The organism is Stenotrophomonas sp. 3diitr2024 (assembly GCF_042136455.1).
GTDB classification, from domain to species: Bacteria; Pseudomonadota; Gammaproteobacteria; order Xanthomonadales; family Xanthomonadaceae; genus Stenotrophomonas; species Stenotrophomonas sepilia.
This window is the reverse complement of record NZ_JBHHMJ010000638.1, coordinates 1-14761: the sequence shown is the minus strand read 5'-3', so window position 1 is coordinate 14761 and position 14761 is coordinate 1. Positions and strand designations below refer to the sequence as shown.

Genomic DNA, 14761 nt, shown 5'->3' with positions numbered 1-14761 from the left:
CGAGTACATCACCGGCACCGACCTGGTGGAGTGGCAGCTGCGCGTGGCCTCGGGCCAGCCGCTGCCGCTGCGCCAGGAGCAGCTGGCGATTCATGGTCATGCCATCGAGGCGCGGCTGTATGCCGAAGACGCCGACCGAGCTGCTGTCGCTCTACGCCCGCGGTTTCCGCGTGTGCAAGCTGTTCCCGGCCACAGCCGTGGGCGGCCCCCTCATGCAGCAGCACGATGGCCCCCGGGCGCAGATCCGGCAGCAGGCGGTCGAGCACCCCCTGCGCCGTGCAACCGATGCCGTCGAAGCCGCGCGCGCTCCAGCCGACCCGGACCAGGCCCAGCCGCTGCAGTACCGGCGCCACGAACGGATTGGTCATGCCCACCACCGAGCGGTACCAGCGCACCGGGCGACCGCTTACCGCCTGCAGCGCGTGCTGGCAGCCCTCGATCTCGGCGCGCATCGCCGCCGGGCCCAGCCGCCAGAAGCGCGCCTGCGGGTGGCTGTGGCTGTGGTTGCCCAGGTCGTGGCCGCGGTGCAGGATCTCCTGCACCAGCTCCGGCTGCGCCAGCGCGCGCTCGCCCACCAGGAAAAAGGTGGCATGGGCCTGGTGGCGGTCCAGCAGGTCGAGCACGGCACGGGTTTCCGGGCCAGGACCGTCATCAATGGTCAACCAGACGCTGTTGCCGACATCCGGCAACCGGCTCAGCACCGGCGCATAGAAGCGACTGTTGGGCAGGAACACCGGCACCATGAACAGTGCGTGGCTGGCCACCATCAGCGGCAGCCCCCAGTGCCAGCCCGCCAGGGCCCAGACCAGGATCACCAGCAGCTGCGACGCCACCAGCCAGGGCAGCCAGCGCCAGGGCCGGGTCGGGATGCGATGCAATGTTCCTGCGTTGCTCATCCCCCATGATGCCATGAGGGGTAGAATTGATGGTTCGAATTCCCGGAACCCCGACGTCCATGTCCCTCGATCCTGCCCTGCGTTCGCGCATCGAATCCATCCTCAACGCCAACCGCGTCGTGCTGTTCATGAAGGGCCAGCCGTCGATGCCGCAGTGCGGTTTCTCGGCCAAGGCCGTGGGCGCCCTGCAGGACCTGGGCGTCGAGTTCGCCCACGTCAACGTGCTGGCCGACCAGGAAATCCGTGAAGGCATCAAGGCCTATGGCGACTGGCCGACCATCCCGCAGCTGTACATCGACGGCGAACTGGTCGGCGGCAGCGACATCGTGCTGCAGATGGCCGCCAGCGGCGAGCTGAGCAGCGTGCTGGGGCTGCCGGCACCGGACCGTACCCCGCCGAGCATCACCGTCACCCCGGCGGCCGTGGAAATGCTCAAGGGCGCGCTGGCCGATGCCCCGGGCGCGGCCCTGCAGCTGTCCATCGACGCCGGTTTCCAGCCGAACTTCCAGCTGGCCCCGCACGACGAAGGCGCCATCGCTGCCGAGTCCAATGGCCTGCGCGTGCAGTTCGACCTGGCCAGCGCCCGTCGCGCCAACGGCATCACCATCGACTGGGTGGACGACATCCGCGGCAAGGGCCTGGCCATCGACAATCCGAACGCGCCCAAGCCGGTGCAGGAAATCAGCGTGCGCGATGCCGACGACCTGGTGCGTGCCGGCAACATCACCCTGGTGGACGTGCGCCCGGCCGACGAACGTGAGATCGCCGCCGTGGGCGTGCCGTTCAAGACCTTCGACGGCAACGGCCGCGCCGCGCTGGAAGCCCTGCCGAAGGACACCGCACTGGCCTTCATGTGCCACCACGGTGGCCGCAGCGCGCAGGCCGCCGAGCAGTTCCGCGCCCTGGGCTTCACCAAGGTGTTCAACGTGACCGGCGGCATCAACGCCTGGTCGGAAGACGTCGACAACGGCGTGCCGAAGTACTGATTGACGGCGCGGGGTCAGCGCCCTTTCCTGCGGGAAGCGGATCTGGCCCCCGAAAAAAAAGGGGACGGAGGGGATTAAGTCGTTTGTGGCATAAACGACTTAATCCCCTCCGTCCCCTTTTTCAGCCGGCGAATCCGCCTTCGGCCAGGTAGTCCAGTTCCTCCGGCGAGGGAATGCGCCCCAGCACGGCGTTGCGGTGCGGGAAACGGCCGAAGCGGCGGATGATGTCGCGGTGCAGCTCGGCGTACTGCAGGTATTCCTTGTCGCCCAGCACATCGAACATCGCCACCGAACGGTCCTGGTCCAACGGGTCCTCGGAGTGCTCGAACGGCAGGTAGATGAAGGCGCGCAGCTTCGGCACCAGCTGCAGGTCCAGGCCTTCCTCGATGGCGCGCATGGCGTAGTGCCGGGCCAGGCCATCGGTAGCATAGGAATGGGCAGTACCGCGGAAGCAGTTGCGCGGGAACTGGTCCAGCAGCAGCATCAGCGCCAGTGCGCCCTCGGCACTGCCCAGCCAGTGTTCACGCCCACGCGAAGCGGCGGCGAAATGCTCATCCAGGAACAACTGGCGGAACTGCGCGTCGAACGCATCGTCGCGGGCGAACCACTTCGCAGGGCCCGCTTCTTTCCAGAAATCCACCACTTGCGCGGCAACGTCCATCACCTACTCCCCAGGGCCGGCGCGCCGCGCCAGGCCATCATCATCATTCATCGAAGCGCAGGTGGCGGACCGACTTGCCGTTGCGCCGGATAAGCTTAAGCGCCTCGATACCGATCTGGATATGATTTTCCACGAACTGGGAGCTGACCTTGGCATCGGAGGCCTCGGTCTTGACCCCGTCGGGGATCATCGGCTGGTCCGAGACCAGCAGCAGCGCGCCACTGGGAATGTGGTTGGCGAAACCGGCCGCGAACACGGTGGCGGTTTCCATGTCGATGGCCATGCAGCGCATCGCCCGCAGCCGCTCCTTGAAGGCCTCGTCGTGCTCCCAGACCCGGCGGTTGGTGGTGTAGACGGTGCCGGTCCAGTAGTCGTGGCCGAGGTCGCGGATCATGGTCGAGACTGCACGCTGCAGCGCAAACGCCGGCAAGGCTGGCACTTCCGGCGGCAGGTAGTCGCCCGACGTACCCTCGCCGCGGATCGCCGCGATCGGCAGCACCAGGTCACCCAGCTGGTTCTTGCGCTTGAGGCCACCGCACTTGCCCAGGAACAGCACCGCCTTGGGCATTACCGCCGACAGCAGGTCCATGATGATCGCGGCATTGGGGCTGCCCATGCCGAAGTTGATCATGGTGATGCCATCGATGGTGGCGCTGGCCATCGGCCGGTCCAGGCCGATGATGGGCGCACCGGTCAGCTCGGAAAAGGTGTGCAGGTAGCCGCCGAAGTTGGTCAGCAGGATGTGCTGGCCGAACTGGTCCAGTGGCACGCCGGTGTAGCGCGGCAGCCAGTTGTCGACGATTTCCTGCTTGCTCTTCATGGGCGGTCCGGTACGGCGTGGGGGCCGCCATTGTAGGCGTGCACGGGCCAACCCACACCTGGGCCGGCAACGAAGAAGGGCGGCCCTGCGGCCGCCCTCCTGGTTTCCCTGCGGTAACCGGCGGCTTAGAAGCGCACCGACCAGCGCAGGTTGGCACTGTGGTCACGGCTTTCGTCGCCATACTGGCCGCTATAGCCCAGCTCCAGCTGCTGGCGTGCGGTCAACCATGCCGACAGCCCCAGTTCGGCCACCACCGTCCTGTCAGCCATCGGGGCACCGCTGACCACGAAGCTGTCGCTGCAGGTGGCAAAGGCGAAGCGGGCCGCCGGGTCGCGATCCCCGCTGGCATGGCGGTACCCGACGCCACCGCGCAGGTGCAGCCAGCTGTCCTGCTGGAACGAAGCCTTCAGGCCCTTGTCAAAACGCAGGCCGGCCGTGGTCACGGTGATACGGAGATCGTCCACCTCACCCTGCAGTGCAGCCGCGCCGCCGCGTTCGTTGACGCGCTTCATGTCCACTTCCACACGTGCGAGCTGCAGGTAAGGTTCCAGCCCCGCCTCGGGGCCGCCGAAGCGATAGCTCGCCTCGACGAACGCCTGGCGGGTGCGGCCGTCATAGCGTGCCGCCAGCGTATCGCTGTAACCGGAGAAGGCCAGCTCGCGGGTGCTCTTCACCTCATGCTCGCTCCAGGCCAGGCCACCCCGCAGGCCGAAGGCGCCCCAGTCGTGACTGGCATAGGCCCCCAGGTGCGTATTGTCGACCTTGGCACGCGCACGGCGTCCTTCCTGCTGCTTGGCATCGGTACGGCCGGTACCGGCCAGCATGCCGACCTGCCAGCCGTTGATCTCGCGGTCCACGCCTACCAGCAGGCCGCTGCTGTTGGCTTCGGTGCGTGCGGTGTTGCCATTGCCGTCCAGCGTGGTGCTGCCACCGATGGCCTGTACCCAGACCCCCGTGGCGGCGTCGCCGTCTGCTCCCGGCGCGCGTGCACCGACGCGGCGCGACAGTGCGGCATCACGCACGTAGCGGCTGCCCTCGACCAGGGCCATCGCGGTGGCCGCATGCAGCTCGCCGCTGAGGCCGTCCAGTGCAGCGCCTACCTGTTGAGGGAACAGCAGGGTCAGTGGGCGCGGCAGGCCCTGGTTGACCGCCAGCCGGTCGGCCACAGTGGCCACCGCGCGCTGGTTGTCGGTACTGGCGGCACTGGCGAGCGGATTGCCACGGGTGACTTCAATGCGCGCGCCACCGGTGCCATAGGACAGCCCGAATTTCAGGAACGGCGAGAACGCACTGAAGTCGGTGGTGGCGAACTGGCCACGGATTCCGCCGTCGGCACGGATGAAGTTGAACTGCTCACCCAGGTAATAGGTGCCTGCTTCCGGCAGGGCGATCAGGGTGCCGCCCAGGGTGGCGGTACCGGTGACGCGCAACTGGTCACTGTGCCCGCCCGGGGCCAGCTCGGCCTGGTACACACCGGTGGCGGTCTGCACGTAGTCGCCGTTGATGGTCAGCGTGCCGATCGAGTTGCCCGGTGCAACGATACCGGCCACGGTGGTATCGCCCAGCTGGCCGATGCCCTTCAGCGTGCCGTTCGGGCCAACGAGGGTGTGACCACCGCTCTGCGTGCCGTTGAACGACAGCACGCCACCGTTGACGGTCAGATCGGAGCCTGCGAGTACCCCGCCTGCATTCACACGACTGTTGCCCAGGCTGGTCAACGCGCTGTTTTCCAGCCTTCCGTTCAATTCGAACGTCCCCTGCGCGGCCACCGAGGTGTGGGCGCCGCGCTGCACACCGTCGAAGATGACCACGCCACCGTTGACGTTCAGGTCGGAGCCATCCAGCACACCGCGTGCGTTGATATGGCTGGAGCCCCCCTGACTGTTCAGCGCAGTGTTCTTCAACGTGCCATTGAGCAGGAAGCTACCGCCGGCCACGTCCACCGCTCCGGTGAGCGTATTGACGCCATCCAGTTCCAGCACGCCCTCGCGCACCAGCGCACCGTTGAAGCTGTTGTCGCCGCTCAAGCGCAGCCAGCCGATGCCGCTCTTGGTCAGCTTGCCGGGGCCGCCGATGTCGTTGGTCCAGTTGTCCCAGGCATCGCCCTCCCACACTTTCAGGCCACCGGCACGCTGGTTCATCACCACGTTGGTGTCCACGCGCAGCGAACCGTAACCCTCGATGGCCTTGGCCAGGTTCAACAGGCCCCAACCGTAGATGTCGTCGATGCCGGGCGCGCCCAGATCGGTGGTCGTGGTCAGCAGCACATCGCGCACCTGCGCGCTGTCCAGATAGGGGAAGCGTTCAAACAGCAGGCCCAGCGCGCCGGTGACGTGGGGCGCGGCCATGGAGGTTCCACTCAGCAGCGCATAGCCATAGGTAGGCACGCGCTGCTGGATGTCCAGGCTGACATTGCCGTTGGCGTCGATGCCGACGCTGCCGGCCAGGCTGGAATCATCACCATAGGCGGTCGATACGATGTCCGAACCCGGTGCGGCAAGGCACCAGTTGGCACTCAGGCCGCACTTGTTGGAGCGATTGCTCAGGGTCAGGTTGGTACCGACGTTGACCACGCTCAACCAGTACGGCTCGATGTCGGCGAATGCGCGCGGCAGCGTGGCGTAGAGGCCGGCGATGGGGCTCTGCGCAGGCGTCGGAATGACCGAACTGGTATTGCCGGCCGCCCACACCTGGATCATCCCGCGCGCACGCGATCCGTCGGCAAAGGTGTTCAGGTACTGGCGGTCGTCCGGGTCGTTGTAGATCGCGTCCATGTCCGTCGCTGTCGTCGGTTCCGTGACCAGGCCCCAGCTATGGTTGATGGCACGCACGCCCTGCGCGTTCATCTGGGCATACAGGTCCTGGAAGGCGCTGACTTTCGGGCCGATCGCGCCCAGCGTCACGACCGAGTAGCCAGTCGCCGTACGCTGCCACTCGCGGATGCTGTCGGAGAACAGCCGGCCAACGGTCAGGTCCGAACCGAAGGACACACCGTGCATGCCGCTTCCGTCCCGGTTCGCCGCGATGGTGCCGGCAACGTGCGTACCATGGATCTCGAACTGCATCCCCGGCTGCACATAGGGGCCCGACTCGATGATCCTGCGGATGTTGTCGGGCACGTTGGCGTTGTACCCGACATAGCTGATCTGGACGTCATCGCCATCACTGGCGAAGCAGGCCGCCGGCCCACGCACTGCGGTGGTGTTGGTGCAGCGCGTGCCGTCAGCCATCAGATCGGCGATGCGGACGCTGCGGTTGTCCTTGCCGGCGAATTCCGGATGGTCCAGACCCGTGCCACTGTCGAACACGCCCAGGCGGATGCCGGCACCGGTCAGCCCGCGCGCATAGGCCACGTCGGCATTGATCGCAGCCAGGCCCCAGTCCAGTTCGAATTCACTGGTGCGCCAGCTCGCAGCATCGCCGGGCCTGCCCATGACCGGCTCCGCGGAAGCACCGACGCTGGGAGCCAGCGCCGCCACCGGAATCGCTACCGAGGGAGCGATCATCGCGGGAGCGGAGGCGCTCACTCCGCCTTGCGCGGCGAACGCCGACTGCAGGCTGCGCTGCAGCTGGTAACGGGCCAGGGCGTCGTCACTGTCCTGGGCCAGGACCGGCAGTGCGGTGGCCACCAGCAAGGAACCGACAATGGCCGACGCCAGCGGCGAGGGCAGGAAGGAACGGCGCGAAACGGTCGAACGGCGGAGCTTTGCAGCAGTCATCGGTTGCGTCCTTGATTCCATGAAAGGTACGGGGCCCGGCTCCGTCGTTGGAGCAGGTGCGTAAGCTGGTGATACAGGTCAGCGCAAGACGTAATCAGCCCATCGCTTCATCCAACGTTAATATTTCCTTCACAAATCCTCCATCAGAAAATTCCTACCCCCCCCCCACGCCCCTGTCCAAGGTCACTTGGCAAGCCACATCGGCCCCGGCTAGCGTCCGTGGATTCATGTTTCTGGTGAGGGGAACTGCATGGCATCGACGTTGTTGCGCACCGGGGTGGCACTGGCGCTGCTTTCATTGAGCACGGCACCGGCGGTGGGCGCCTCGCGCTTCGTCGCCGATCCCTACCCCAGCACCTACCAGGCACACCCCGATGCACCGGTGCTGATCCAGAACGCGACCGTGCTGACCGGCACCGGCCAGCGCCTGGACAACGCCGACGTGCTGCTGCGCGAGGGCCGCATCGTTGCCGTCGGCCGCCAGTTGCAGGCCGATGCTGGTGTCACCCGCATCGATGCGCAGGGCAAGTGGGTCACACCGGGCCTGATCGACGTGCACTCGCACCTGGGCGTGTACCCCAGCCCGGGCGTCGGCGCGCACAGCGACGGCAACGAGATGACCGCGCCGGTCACCGCCAACGTCTGGGCCGAGCACTCGGTGTGGCCGCAGGACCCGGGTTTCGCCACCGCACTGGCCGGCGGCGTGACCAGCATGCAGGTGCTGCCGGGCTCGGCCAACCTGGTCGGTGGTCGTGGTGTGACCCTGAAGAACGTCCCCGCCATCACCTACCAGGCGATGAAGTTCCCCGGCGCGCCGTGGGGGCTGAAAATGGCCTGCGGCGAGAACCCGAAGCGGGTCTACGGCGGAGGCAAGGGCGTCGCTCCGGCCACGCGGATGGGCAACGTTGCCGGTTACCGCGCCGCCTTCATCGATGCCGCCGACTACATCGCCAAGAACAAACCGAAGCCGGCCAAGCGCAAGGGCTGGTTCGGCAGCGACAAGGGCGACAGCGCCGGTGATGCCGGCGGCAAGCGCGATCTCAAGCTGGACACGCTGGCCGGTGCGATCGAGGGCGACATCCGCGTGCATATCCACTGCTACCGCGCCGACGAGATGGCCACCATGCTCGACCTGGCCAAGGAATTCGGCTTCAAGGTGGCCGCCTTCCACCACGGCGTGGAGGCCTACAAGCTGGCCGACCGGCTGGCCGCCGACGGCGTCTGCGGCGCGCTGTGGGCCGACTGGTGGGGCTTCAAGATGGAAGCCTTCGACGGCATTCCGGAGAACATCGCACTGGTCGATCGGCCGAAGAACAGCTGCGCCATCGTCCATTCCGACTCCCCCGAAGGCATCCAGCGCCTGAACCAGGAAGCGGCCAAGGTGATCGCCGCCGCGCGCCGCGCACGCATGCCGGAGATCCCCCCCGAACACGCCATCACCTGGATGACCGCCAACGCCGCCAGGGCGCTGGGGATTGAAGGCCAGACCGGCACCCTGGAGGCCGGCAAGATGGCCGACGTGGTGGTGTGGAACGGCAACCCCTTCAGCTCGTACGCGCTGGCCGAGCAGGTCTTCATCGACGGCCGCCGCCTGTACGACCGCAGCGCACCTGCGGCCACGCCACGTTCCGACTTCCAGCTTGGCCAGGAGGTGCACTGATGGGCGCGTTGAACAAGCGTCGCCGGGCATGGCTCGGCGCTACGGTCATGGTGCTGGCCTGCCTCTCCGCATCCGTGCAGGCGCAGGACCTGCTGGTGCGCAACGCGACCGTACACACGGCCAGCGCGCGCGGCAGCCTGCAGCACGCCGATGTGCTGGTGCAGGGCGGGATCATCCGCGCCGTCGGCAGCGGGCTGTCCGCCCCGGCCGGGGCCAGCGTGGTCGAGGCCGATGGCCGCCCGCTGACACCGGCGCTGTTCGGGGGCATCACCGAGATCGGCATCGAAGAGGTCTCCGGTGAAGCGAGCACGGTCGACAGCACGTTGAAGATCGGCGAACAACCGTTGCGCCCCGAGTTCGATGTCACCCTGGCGTACAACCCGGCCTCGGTGCTGATCCCGGTGGCGCGCCTGGACGGCATCGGCTTCACCGCCCTGGGGGCGGCCACCGGTGGCGGCTTCGTTGCAGGCCAGGGTGGCGTGATGCGGCTGGACGGCAGCGCCGATCCCCTCGGGCCGCGCGCGCTGTTCCTGCGCCTGGGATCGGCCGCAGTGGAGCTGACCGGGCATTCGCGTGCGGCGCAATGGATGCTGCTGCAGCAGATGGTGGACGAGGCACGCGGCCAGGTCGCCGCGGACTCGCCGCATGCGCTGCTGACCCCGGCCGGGCGCCGCACGCTGGGCCGCTACCTGGCCGGCCAGGGCCGCATCGTGGTGGAGGTGGACCGCGCGGCGGACATCCGCCAGCTGCTGCGCTGGGCCGCCCGCGAGCAAGTGAAGATCGCCATCGCCGGTGGCAGCGAAGCCTGGCAGCTGGCGCCGGAGCTGGCCGCCGCACAGGTACCGGTGTTCGTCGATGTGTTGTCCAACCTGCCGGCCAGCTTCGACCAGATCGGTGCCACGCTGGAAAATGCGGCACGCCTGCAGCGTTCCGGCGTGGCGGTCTCGTTCGTGCAGCGAGGCGACGCCTCGCACAACGCCCGCAAGATGCGCCAGCTGGCCGGCAATGCCGTGGCCAATGGCCTGCCCTGGGCCGACGGCCTGGCCGGCCTGACCCGGGTGCCGGCGCAGGCGTTCGGCGTGGCCGACCAGATCGGCAGCATCGAGCCGGGCAAGCGTGCCGACCTGGTGCTGTGGGAGGGCGACCCGCTGGACGTGGCGCACTATGCCGAACAGGTCTGGCTGGGCGGCCGGGCGATGCCGATGCGCTCGCGCCAGACCGAACTGCGCGACCGCTACCTGCAGCGCAACGCGCAGCCCTGACCTCCAGTTATCCAAGGAAACCCGCATGGCCACCCTGCGCTGGTACTTCGACTTCGTCTCGCCCTATTCCTACCTGCACTGGCAGAAGCTGAAGCAGCTGCCCCAGTTCGCACAGATCCAGACCGTGCCGATCGCCTTCGGTGCCGTGCTGCATCACCTGGGCAACCTCGGGCCGGCCGAGATTCCGGCCAAGCGCCGCTTCATGTACCGCCAGCTGCTGTGGACTGCGCAGGCCGAAGGAACACCGCTGCGGTTCCCGCCGGGCCACCCGTTCAACCCGTTGTCTGCCCTGCGGCTGTGCCTGGCCGCCGGTGGCAGCGTGCAGGCGGTAGACGTGCTGTTCGACTGGATCTGGCGCGACGGCAATGCCGCCGATAGCGCCGAGGCCCTGCGCGAACCGGCTGCGCGGCTGGGGATCGAGGATGTCGCCAGCGCCACCGCGGCCCCCGCGGTCAAGGAGCAGCTGCGGAGGAACACCGAGGCCGCCATTGCTGCCGGCGTGTTCGGCGTACCGACCCTGGCCATCGATGACGAACTGTTCTGGGGCAACGACGCCCATCCGTTGATGGCCGCCGTGCTGGCCGATCCCGCCCTGCTGCAGCAGCCCGAATGGCAGCGCCTGGCCGAACTTCCGGTGGCCGTGCAGCGCAGTCGCTGAACAGGGCCTGGCGTGTTTCCCTCGCGCGCCACGCTAGAATTTGAGATAGATTTCACGTTTCCGAACCTACAACCGCCCTGGAGGGGGAGCCGCGGATGCGCATCGGAATCGTCGTCGACTCGGCCTGCGACCTGCCGCAGGACTTCATTACCGAGCACAACATCGTGCTGCTGCCGATCACCGTACGAATCGGTGAAGCGGTTCTGGCCGATCATCGCGATGAGCAGGCCACGCTGAGTTTCCTGCATGCACACGTGGCCGAGCACGGTGCCGAGGCGGAGACCATCCCCTTCAGTGTCAACCAGATCCGCGACCTGTTCCTGCAGCAGCTGGTGATCGATTACGACCACGTGTTCTGCATGACCATCACCAAGACCCGCAGCCCGATCCACGACAATGCGCTGCAGGCCAGCTTCGCCATCCTCAACGATTACAAGCCGGTGCGGCAGGCAGCGGGCTACAACTCGCCGTTCGCCCTGCGCGTGCTCGATACCCAGAACCTGTTCGCTGCGCAGGCCGTGACCGCAGTGGAGGCGGTTCGCCTGCGTGACAGTGGTGCCAGCGTGCAGCAGATCCGCGAACGGCTGGAAGAACTGGCCGGCAATGTGCACGGCTACATGATCACCCGCGACCTGTACTACATGCGCGCGCGTGCACGACACAAGGGTGACCGCAGCGTCGGCCTGCTCAGCGCCGCACTGGGCAGCGCGCTGGACATCAAGCCGGTGCTGCACGGCTACCGTGGCCAGACCGGGCCGGTGGCCAAGATCAAGGGCTTCGACAGTGCCGTGCAGAAGCTGTTCGCGGTGGTCAGCCAGCGCGTGCGTGCCGGGCTGATGACGCCGACGGTATGCGTCAGCTACGGCGGTGAGCTGGATGAGCTGCGCAGCCTGCCCGGCTACGCACAGATGAAGGAGGTCTGCGCCGGCCATGGCGTGACCGTGTACGAATCGGTGATGAGCCTGACCGGCATGGTCAATGTCGGCAAGGGCGCGGTCACGGTGGGTTTCGCCGATGGGCCACATCGGTTCGAGTGATGCCCCGACGCGGCGCGAATCTGCACACCGATTCCACCGTGGTTGTGCCAGCCTTGCCGCACTTCAAGGAGAACTTCATGCCTGCGCAGTACCACATCAGCCTGCCCGATCCGTCCAAGGCCCGCGGCAACGACCCTGACCTGTCCTTCCATTCGCAGGGCGCCGCCGGTTTCGCCGAAGAGCTGCAGGACGCCCTGCGCAGCGGCACGCTGTTCGAGCGCTGGAAAGCCAAGCAACCCGACCCGGATGCGGTGGAACCGCAGTGGGGCGTGACCGATCCGGACGCCACCGTGACCGGCGAGCAGAAGGACCTGCGCATCAACCTGGTCGCCACCACCCGTATCGACAGTGACGTGTTCAAGCAGCGCCTGCGCCTGCTGGCCGGCCACCACTGGGAACTGCGCGACGTGCGTTGAGGCACCCGCCCGCCGGGCATGGCCCGGCGCTTCCGAGGGCTGCTCCGGTAGATGCCAACCCTGGTTGGCGCTTTCCAACCCGCCGCGCATGTGGCTGGCACACTGTGGGAATGAGAAACAGAGATGCCATCACCCGGCCGGGTACGCGCGGCGAGAAGAAGCTGCGCGATGCCCCACGCCGACTACGCGACCTGCAGCATTGGGCTGACTGCTTCAGTGGTGCATTTCCCTCGCCAGAGGAGTTGGGCAGTCAAGCTCGCTACTGGAACTACAAGGTTCCGACCCGAGCCGGTCTGATCGAAGGCCCGGCCACCACCCTGAGAATCCAGCGTGCCTGCGCCCAATCGCTCATCAGCGCCTGCGCAAATCTGATCCAGTCGCGGCCCGCTTCACAAGCTACTGTGCGGGTAACCTGCTGCATCGCCCAGCCAGGGATGTTCTCCAGCGAGATTTGCCTTTACCTGGACGAAGCGTACTTCCAGGGCCACGTCGCCTCGACAGCGGATGGCCAGGTCACCGCCATCACCTCGCGCAGTCTTTCCGCCGAATGGCAGCTCGTCCTACCCCAAGGCGTTGAGGAGCGAGGTGTGCAGGTCAGCATTCCTCCCACCGACCACGATGACGGTCTGGAACAGGAATACTGGTTCTACGGCGAGGTCGCCGACAGGCGTTGGTGAACGAGGACGCAAGCTCGTTCGGCGCTTCCGGGAGGCGCTGCCAACCAAGGTTGGCAACTACCGAACCGCCGGGTAGTGCCCGCCGCTACCCAGCGCGCGGTACAGCGCCATGCGCACGATCGCAGCCCCGGCCTGACTGTACAGCGCGATGTCCTTGGATGGCCGGAACCCCCAACAGGCTGGTCCTGTAGGACCAGCGGCGAGCTGGATTGGCCTGGCCGAACAGGATGAGGCGGTTTTGCGGCAATGGGCAGCAGCGCGTGACGGGCGGGTCTGCTCAGCAGTCCATCGTTCCGTGCGTGCTGCCCTCGTCGTCCAGCACGTGCGCATGCAGGATCACCTGATTGCGGCCGGCACGCTTGGCGGCATACAGGCCGGCATCGGCGTCTGCCAGCAACTGATCGGCACTGGCCAGCGCCGGCGGATGCAGGTAACCCACGCCGACGCTGATGCTGACCGGGCCTTCCGGCAATGGCAGCGCTTCGACCGCTTCGCGCAGGCGCTCGGCCAGCGCCAGCACGCCCGACAGTGGGCTTCCAGGCACGATGACAGCGAATTCTTCACCGCCATAACGCGCAACGCTGTCACTGCCGCGACCTGCGACGCCCTTCAGCACCCCGGCCACCGCCTGCAGGCAACGATCACCGGCCGGATGGCCGTGCCGGTCGTTGAAGGCCTTGAAGTGGTCGATATCCACCAGCAGCAGGCCCAGCTCGGTGCCGCTGCGCCGCGCGCGATTCCACTCGGAGGTCAGCCGCGCGTCGAACTCGCGGCGATTGGCCACGCCGGTGAGGCCATCCTGCCGCGCCAGTTGATCCAGCGCCGCCTGACGCTCCAGCAGATCGGTCTGCAGCAGGACGCTGCGCAGGCCGAAACCAAGGGTGGCTACGACGAAGCCCGCGACGGCCAACGGCCGCGCATGATCGACCACCAGCGTGCCGACCACCAGCAGCAGCAACGGCAGGATGATCGGACCGGCGGCCTGCACCGTCCTCGCCAGCCGCGGGTGTGCCGTGGTGCCTGTGGCCGGCGCCGTGTCCAGCGCCATGCAGGCGATCAGCAGAAAAGGTACGTCGATCAGCAGGTCGTTGAACGCACCGAATGCATCATCGGAGGTGTAGTGGTTGATGTAGTAGGCCACCAGCAGATAGGCCAGTGCGTACAACGCCAGTGCACGGAAGAACCTGCGCCGTTCGGGCACGTCGCCGGCCAGCCACCGCACCACGGCGAACGCGGCGATACACAGGTTCTGGATGTCGAACATGCGCTGCATGTTGGACATGGCATGGGCGTCGACCTCGACACGGGCGGCGAACGATGCGGTGTGCACGAAGAACAGCACACCCAGCAGCGCCGCCATCGCCGCATCGATCAGGCTGATGCTCGGGCGCTCGCGGCGTGCCCGGGCCAGGATGAACACCAGCGGCACGCCATACAGCACGTACAACAACAGGCTGACGCGTGGGGTGAAGTCAGCCCGGCCGGCGCCCAGCGCATCCACCATGTTGAACGTCATGCCACCGGCCCACAGCAGCAGTGCCATCGCGGTAGAACGCCAGCCCAGAGCGGCGCGGTCACGTTGCGCCCGCACCAGGCACGCGGCGGCGGCCAGCAGCGGTGCGCCGGTCAGGAACAGGAAAGAGCCCACGCCCGCCGGGCTCGGCCAGAACGCCACGGCCAGCCCATGGCAGAGCACGTACAGCAGCGCCAGCACTACCGGCATGCATCCCCCCGATCCGCAAGGCCGTCTGAGCGCACGATAGCGCGCCGGCACGCCACAGCGGCGTGATCCACTGCGGCAAAACGACACTCCGCGTGCATCACCATGGTAGTGCCGGCCGCTGGCCGGCCACCCCGTAATCAATGTTGTTGCAATGCGTTGTGTGGCGCGCGACGGTTCCGCTACACTCGCCCATGATTCAATGCGGCTCTGGCCCCCACCGGATCCGCTGGCAGCCTTAAAGCTACC

At 67.2% G+C, this 14761-nt stretch carries 11 protein-coding genes and 1 pseudogene; 7 read left to right on the top strand and 5 right to left on the bottom strand.

What is annotated here, in order from left to right; translation table 11 throughout:
- Positions 1-128 precede the first annotated feature (128 nt).
- Positions 129-896: pseudogene (locus ABGA94_RS16585) on the bottom strand (polysaccharide deacetylase family protein); the annotation flags it as partial.
- A gap of 59 nt (positions 897-955) precedes the next feature.
- Between ABGA94_RS16585 and grxD the strand changes: the two are divergent.
- Entirely contained in the window at positions 956-1882 is a 927-nt protein-coding gene (gene grxD, locus ABGA94_RS16580) for a Grx4 family monothiol glutaredoxin (protein ID WP_005419209.1), read from the top strand.
- A gap of 121 nt (positions 1883-2003) precedes the next feature.
- Here the strand turns inward: grxD and ABGA94_RS16575 are convergent, their stop codons facing one another.
- The 3 genes from ABGA94_RS16575 to ABGA94_RS16565 form a co-directional block, all read right to left on the bottom strand.
- Entirely contained in the window at positions 2004-2543 is a 540-nt protein-coding gene (locus ABGA94_RS16575; RefSeq protein WP_005419210.1) for a DUF924 family protein, read from the bottom strand.
- Positions 2544-2586: 43 nt separating this feature from the next.
- Positions 2587-3363 (bottom strand): AMP nucleosidase, encoded by a 777-nt coding sequence (locus ABGA94_RS16570; RefSeq protein ID WP_049415280.1) that lies wholly within the window; start codon positions 3361-3363, stop codon positions 2587-2589.
- Between the two features lie 125 nt (positions 3364-3488).
- Complete coding sequence (locus tag ABGA94_RS16565; RefSeq protein WP_375367814.1) at positions 3489-7082, bottom strand: autotransporter domain-containing protein; 3594 nt, start codon at positions 7080-7082, stop codon at positions 3489-3491.
- A 250-nt stretch (positions 7083-7332) separates the two neighbouring features.
- Between ABGA94_RS16565 and ABGA94_RS16560 the strand changes: the two genes are divergently transcribed.
- The 6 genes from ABGA94_RS16560 to ABGA94_RS16535 all read left to right on the top strand — a co-directional run bounded on the left by ABGA94_RS16560 (position 7333) and on the right by ABGA94_RS16535 (position 12792).
- A complete protein-coding gene (locus ABGA94_RS16560) occupies positions 7333-8742 on the top strand; it encodes an amidohydrolase (protein WP_065185374.1) in 1410 nt (469 codons plus the stop codon).
- Positions 8742-10004 (top strand): amidohydrolase family protein, encoded by a 1263-nt coding sequence (locus ABGA94_RS16555; RefSeq protein WP_065185375.1) that lies wholly within the window; start codon positions 8742-8744, stop codon positions 10002-10004. Before ABGA94_RS16560 ends, ABGA94_RS16555 begins: the two co-directional genes overlap by 1 nt.
- A gap of 25 nt (positions 10005-10029) precedes the next feature.
- Entirely contained in the window at positions 10030-10662 is a 633-nt protein-coding gene (locus ABGA94_RS16550) for a 2-hydroxychromene-2-carboxylate isomerase (RefSeq protein WP_005419225.1), read from the top strand.
- Between the two features lie 95 nt (positions 10663-10757).
- A complete protein-coding gene (locus ABGA94_RS16545; RefSeq protein WP_375367813.1) occupies positions 10758-11699 on the top strand; it encodes a DegV family protein in 942 nt (313 codons plus the stop codon).
- A 77-nt stretch (positions 11700-11776) separates the two neighbouring features.
- A complete protein-coding gene (locus ABGA94_RS16540; RefSeq protein WP_006469105.1) occupies positions 11777-12115 on the top strand; it encodes a hypothetical protein in 339 nt (112 codons plus the stop codon).
- A gap of 110 nt (positions 12116-12225) precedes the next feature.
- Complete coding sequence (locus ABGA94_RS16535; RefSeq protein WP_095377937.1) at positions 12226-12792, top strand: DUF3916 domain-containing protein; 567 nt, start codon at positions 12226-12228, stop codon at positions 12790-12792.
- Between the two features lie 277 nt (positions 12793-13069).
- On the opposite strand, the gene ABGA94_RS16530 is transcribed toward ABGA94_RS16535, so the two are convergent.
- Entirely contained in the window at positions 13070-14515 is a 1446-nt protein-coding gene (locus ABGA94_RS16530; RefSeq protein ID WP_134955516.1) for a GGDEF domain-containing protein, read from the bottom strand.
- Positions 14516-14761: the final 246 nt, after the last annotated feature.

Bases quoted from the DNA above. Each gene is read 5' to 3' on its own strand.
- grxD (WP_005419209.1), top strand. From the start codon at position 956: ATGTCCCTCGATCCTGCCCTGCGTTCGCGCATCGAATCCATCCTCAAC.
- ABGA94_RS16575 (WP_005419210.1), bottom strand. From the start codon at position 2,543: ATGGACGTTGCCGCGCAAGTGGTGGATTTCTGGAAAGAAGCGGGCCCT.
- ABGA94_RS16570 (WP_049415280.1), bottom strand. From the start codon at position 3,363: ATGAAGAGCAAGCAGGAAATCGTCGACAACTGGCTGCCGCGCTACACC.
- ABGA94_RS16565 (WP_375367814.1), bottom strand. From the start codon at position 7,082: ATGACTGCTGCAAAGCTCCGCCGTTCGACCGTTTCGCGCCGTTCCTTC.
- ABGA94_RS16560 (WP_065185374.1), top strand. From the start codon at position 7,333: ATGGCATCGACGTTGTTGCGCACCGGGGTGGCACTGGCGCTGCTTTCA.
- ABGA94_RS16555 (WP_065185375.1), top strand. From the start codon at position 8,742: ATGGGCGCGTTGAACAAGCGTCGCCGGGCATGGCTCGGCGCTACGGTC.
- ABGA94_RS16550 (WP_005419225.1), top strand. From the start codon at position 10,030: ATGGCCACCCTGCGCTGGTACTTCGACTTCGTCTCGCCCTATTCCTAC.
- ABGA94_RS16545 (WP_375367813.1), top strand. From the start codon at position 10,758: ATGCGCATCGGAATCGTCGTCGACTCGGCCTGCGACCTGCCGCAGGAC.
- ABGA94_RS16540 (WP_006469105.1), top strand. From the start codon at position 11,777: ATGCCTGCGCAGTACCACATCAGCCTGCCCGATCCGTCCAAGGCCCGC.
- ABGA94_RS16535 (WP_095377937.1), top strand. From the start codon at position 12,226: ATGAGAAACAGAGATGCCATCACCCGGCCGGGTACGCGCGGCGAGAAG.
- ABGA94_RS16530 (WP_134955516.1), bottom strand. From the start codon at position 14,515: ATGCCGGTAGTGCTGGCGCTGCTGTACGTGCTCTGCCATGGGCTGGCC.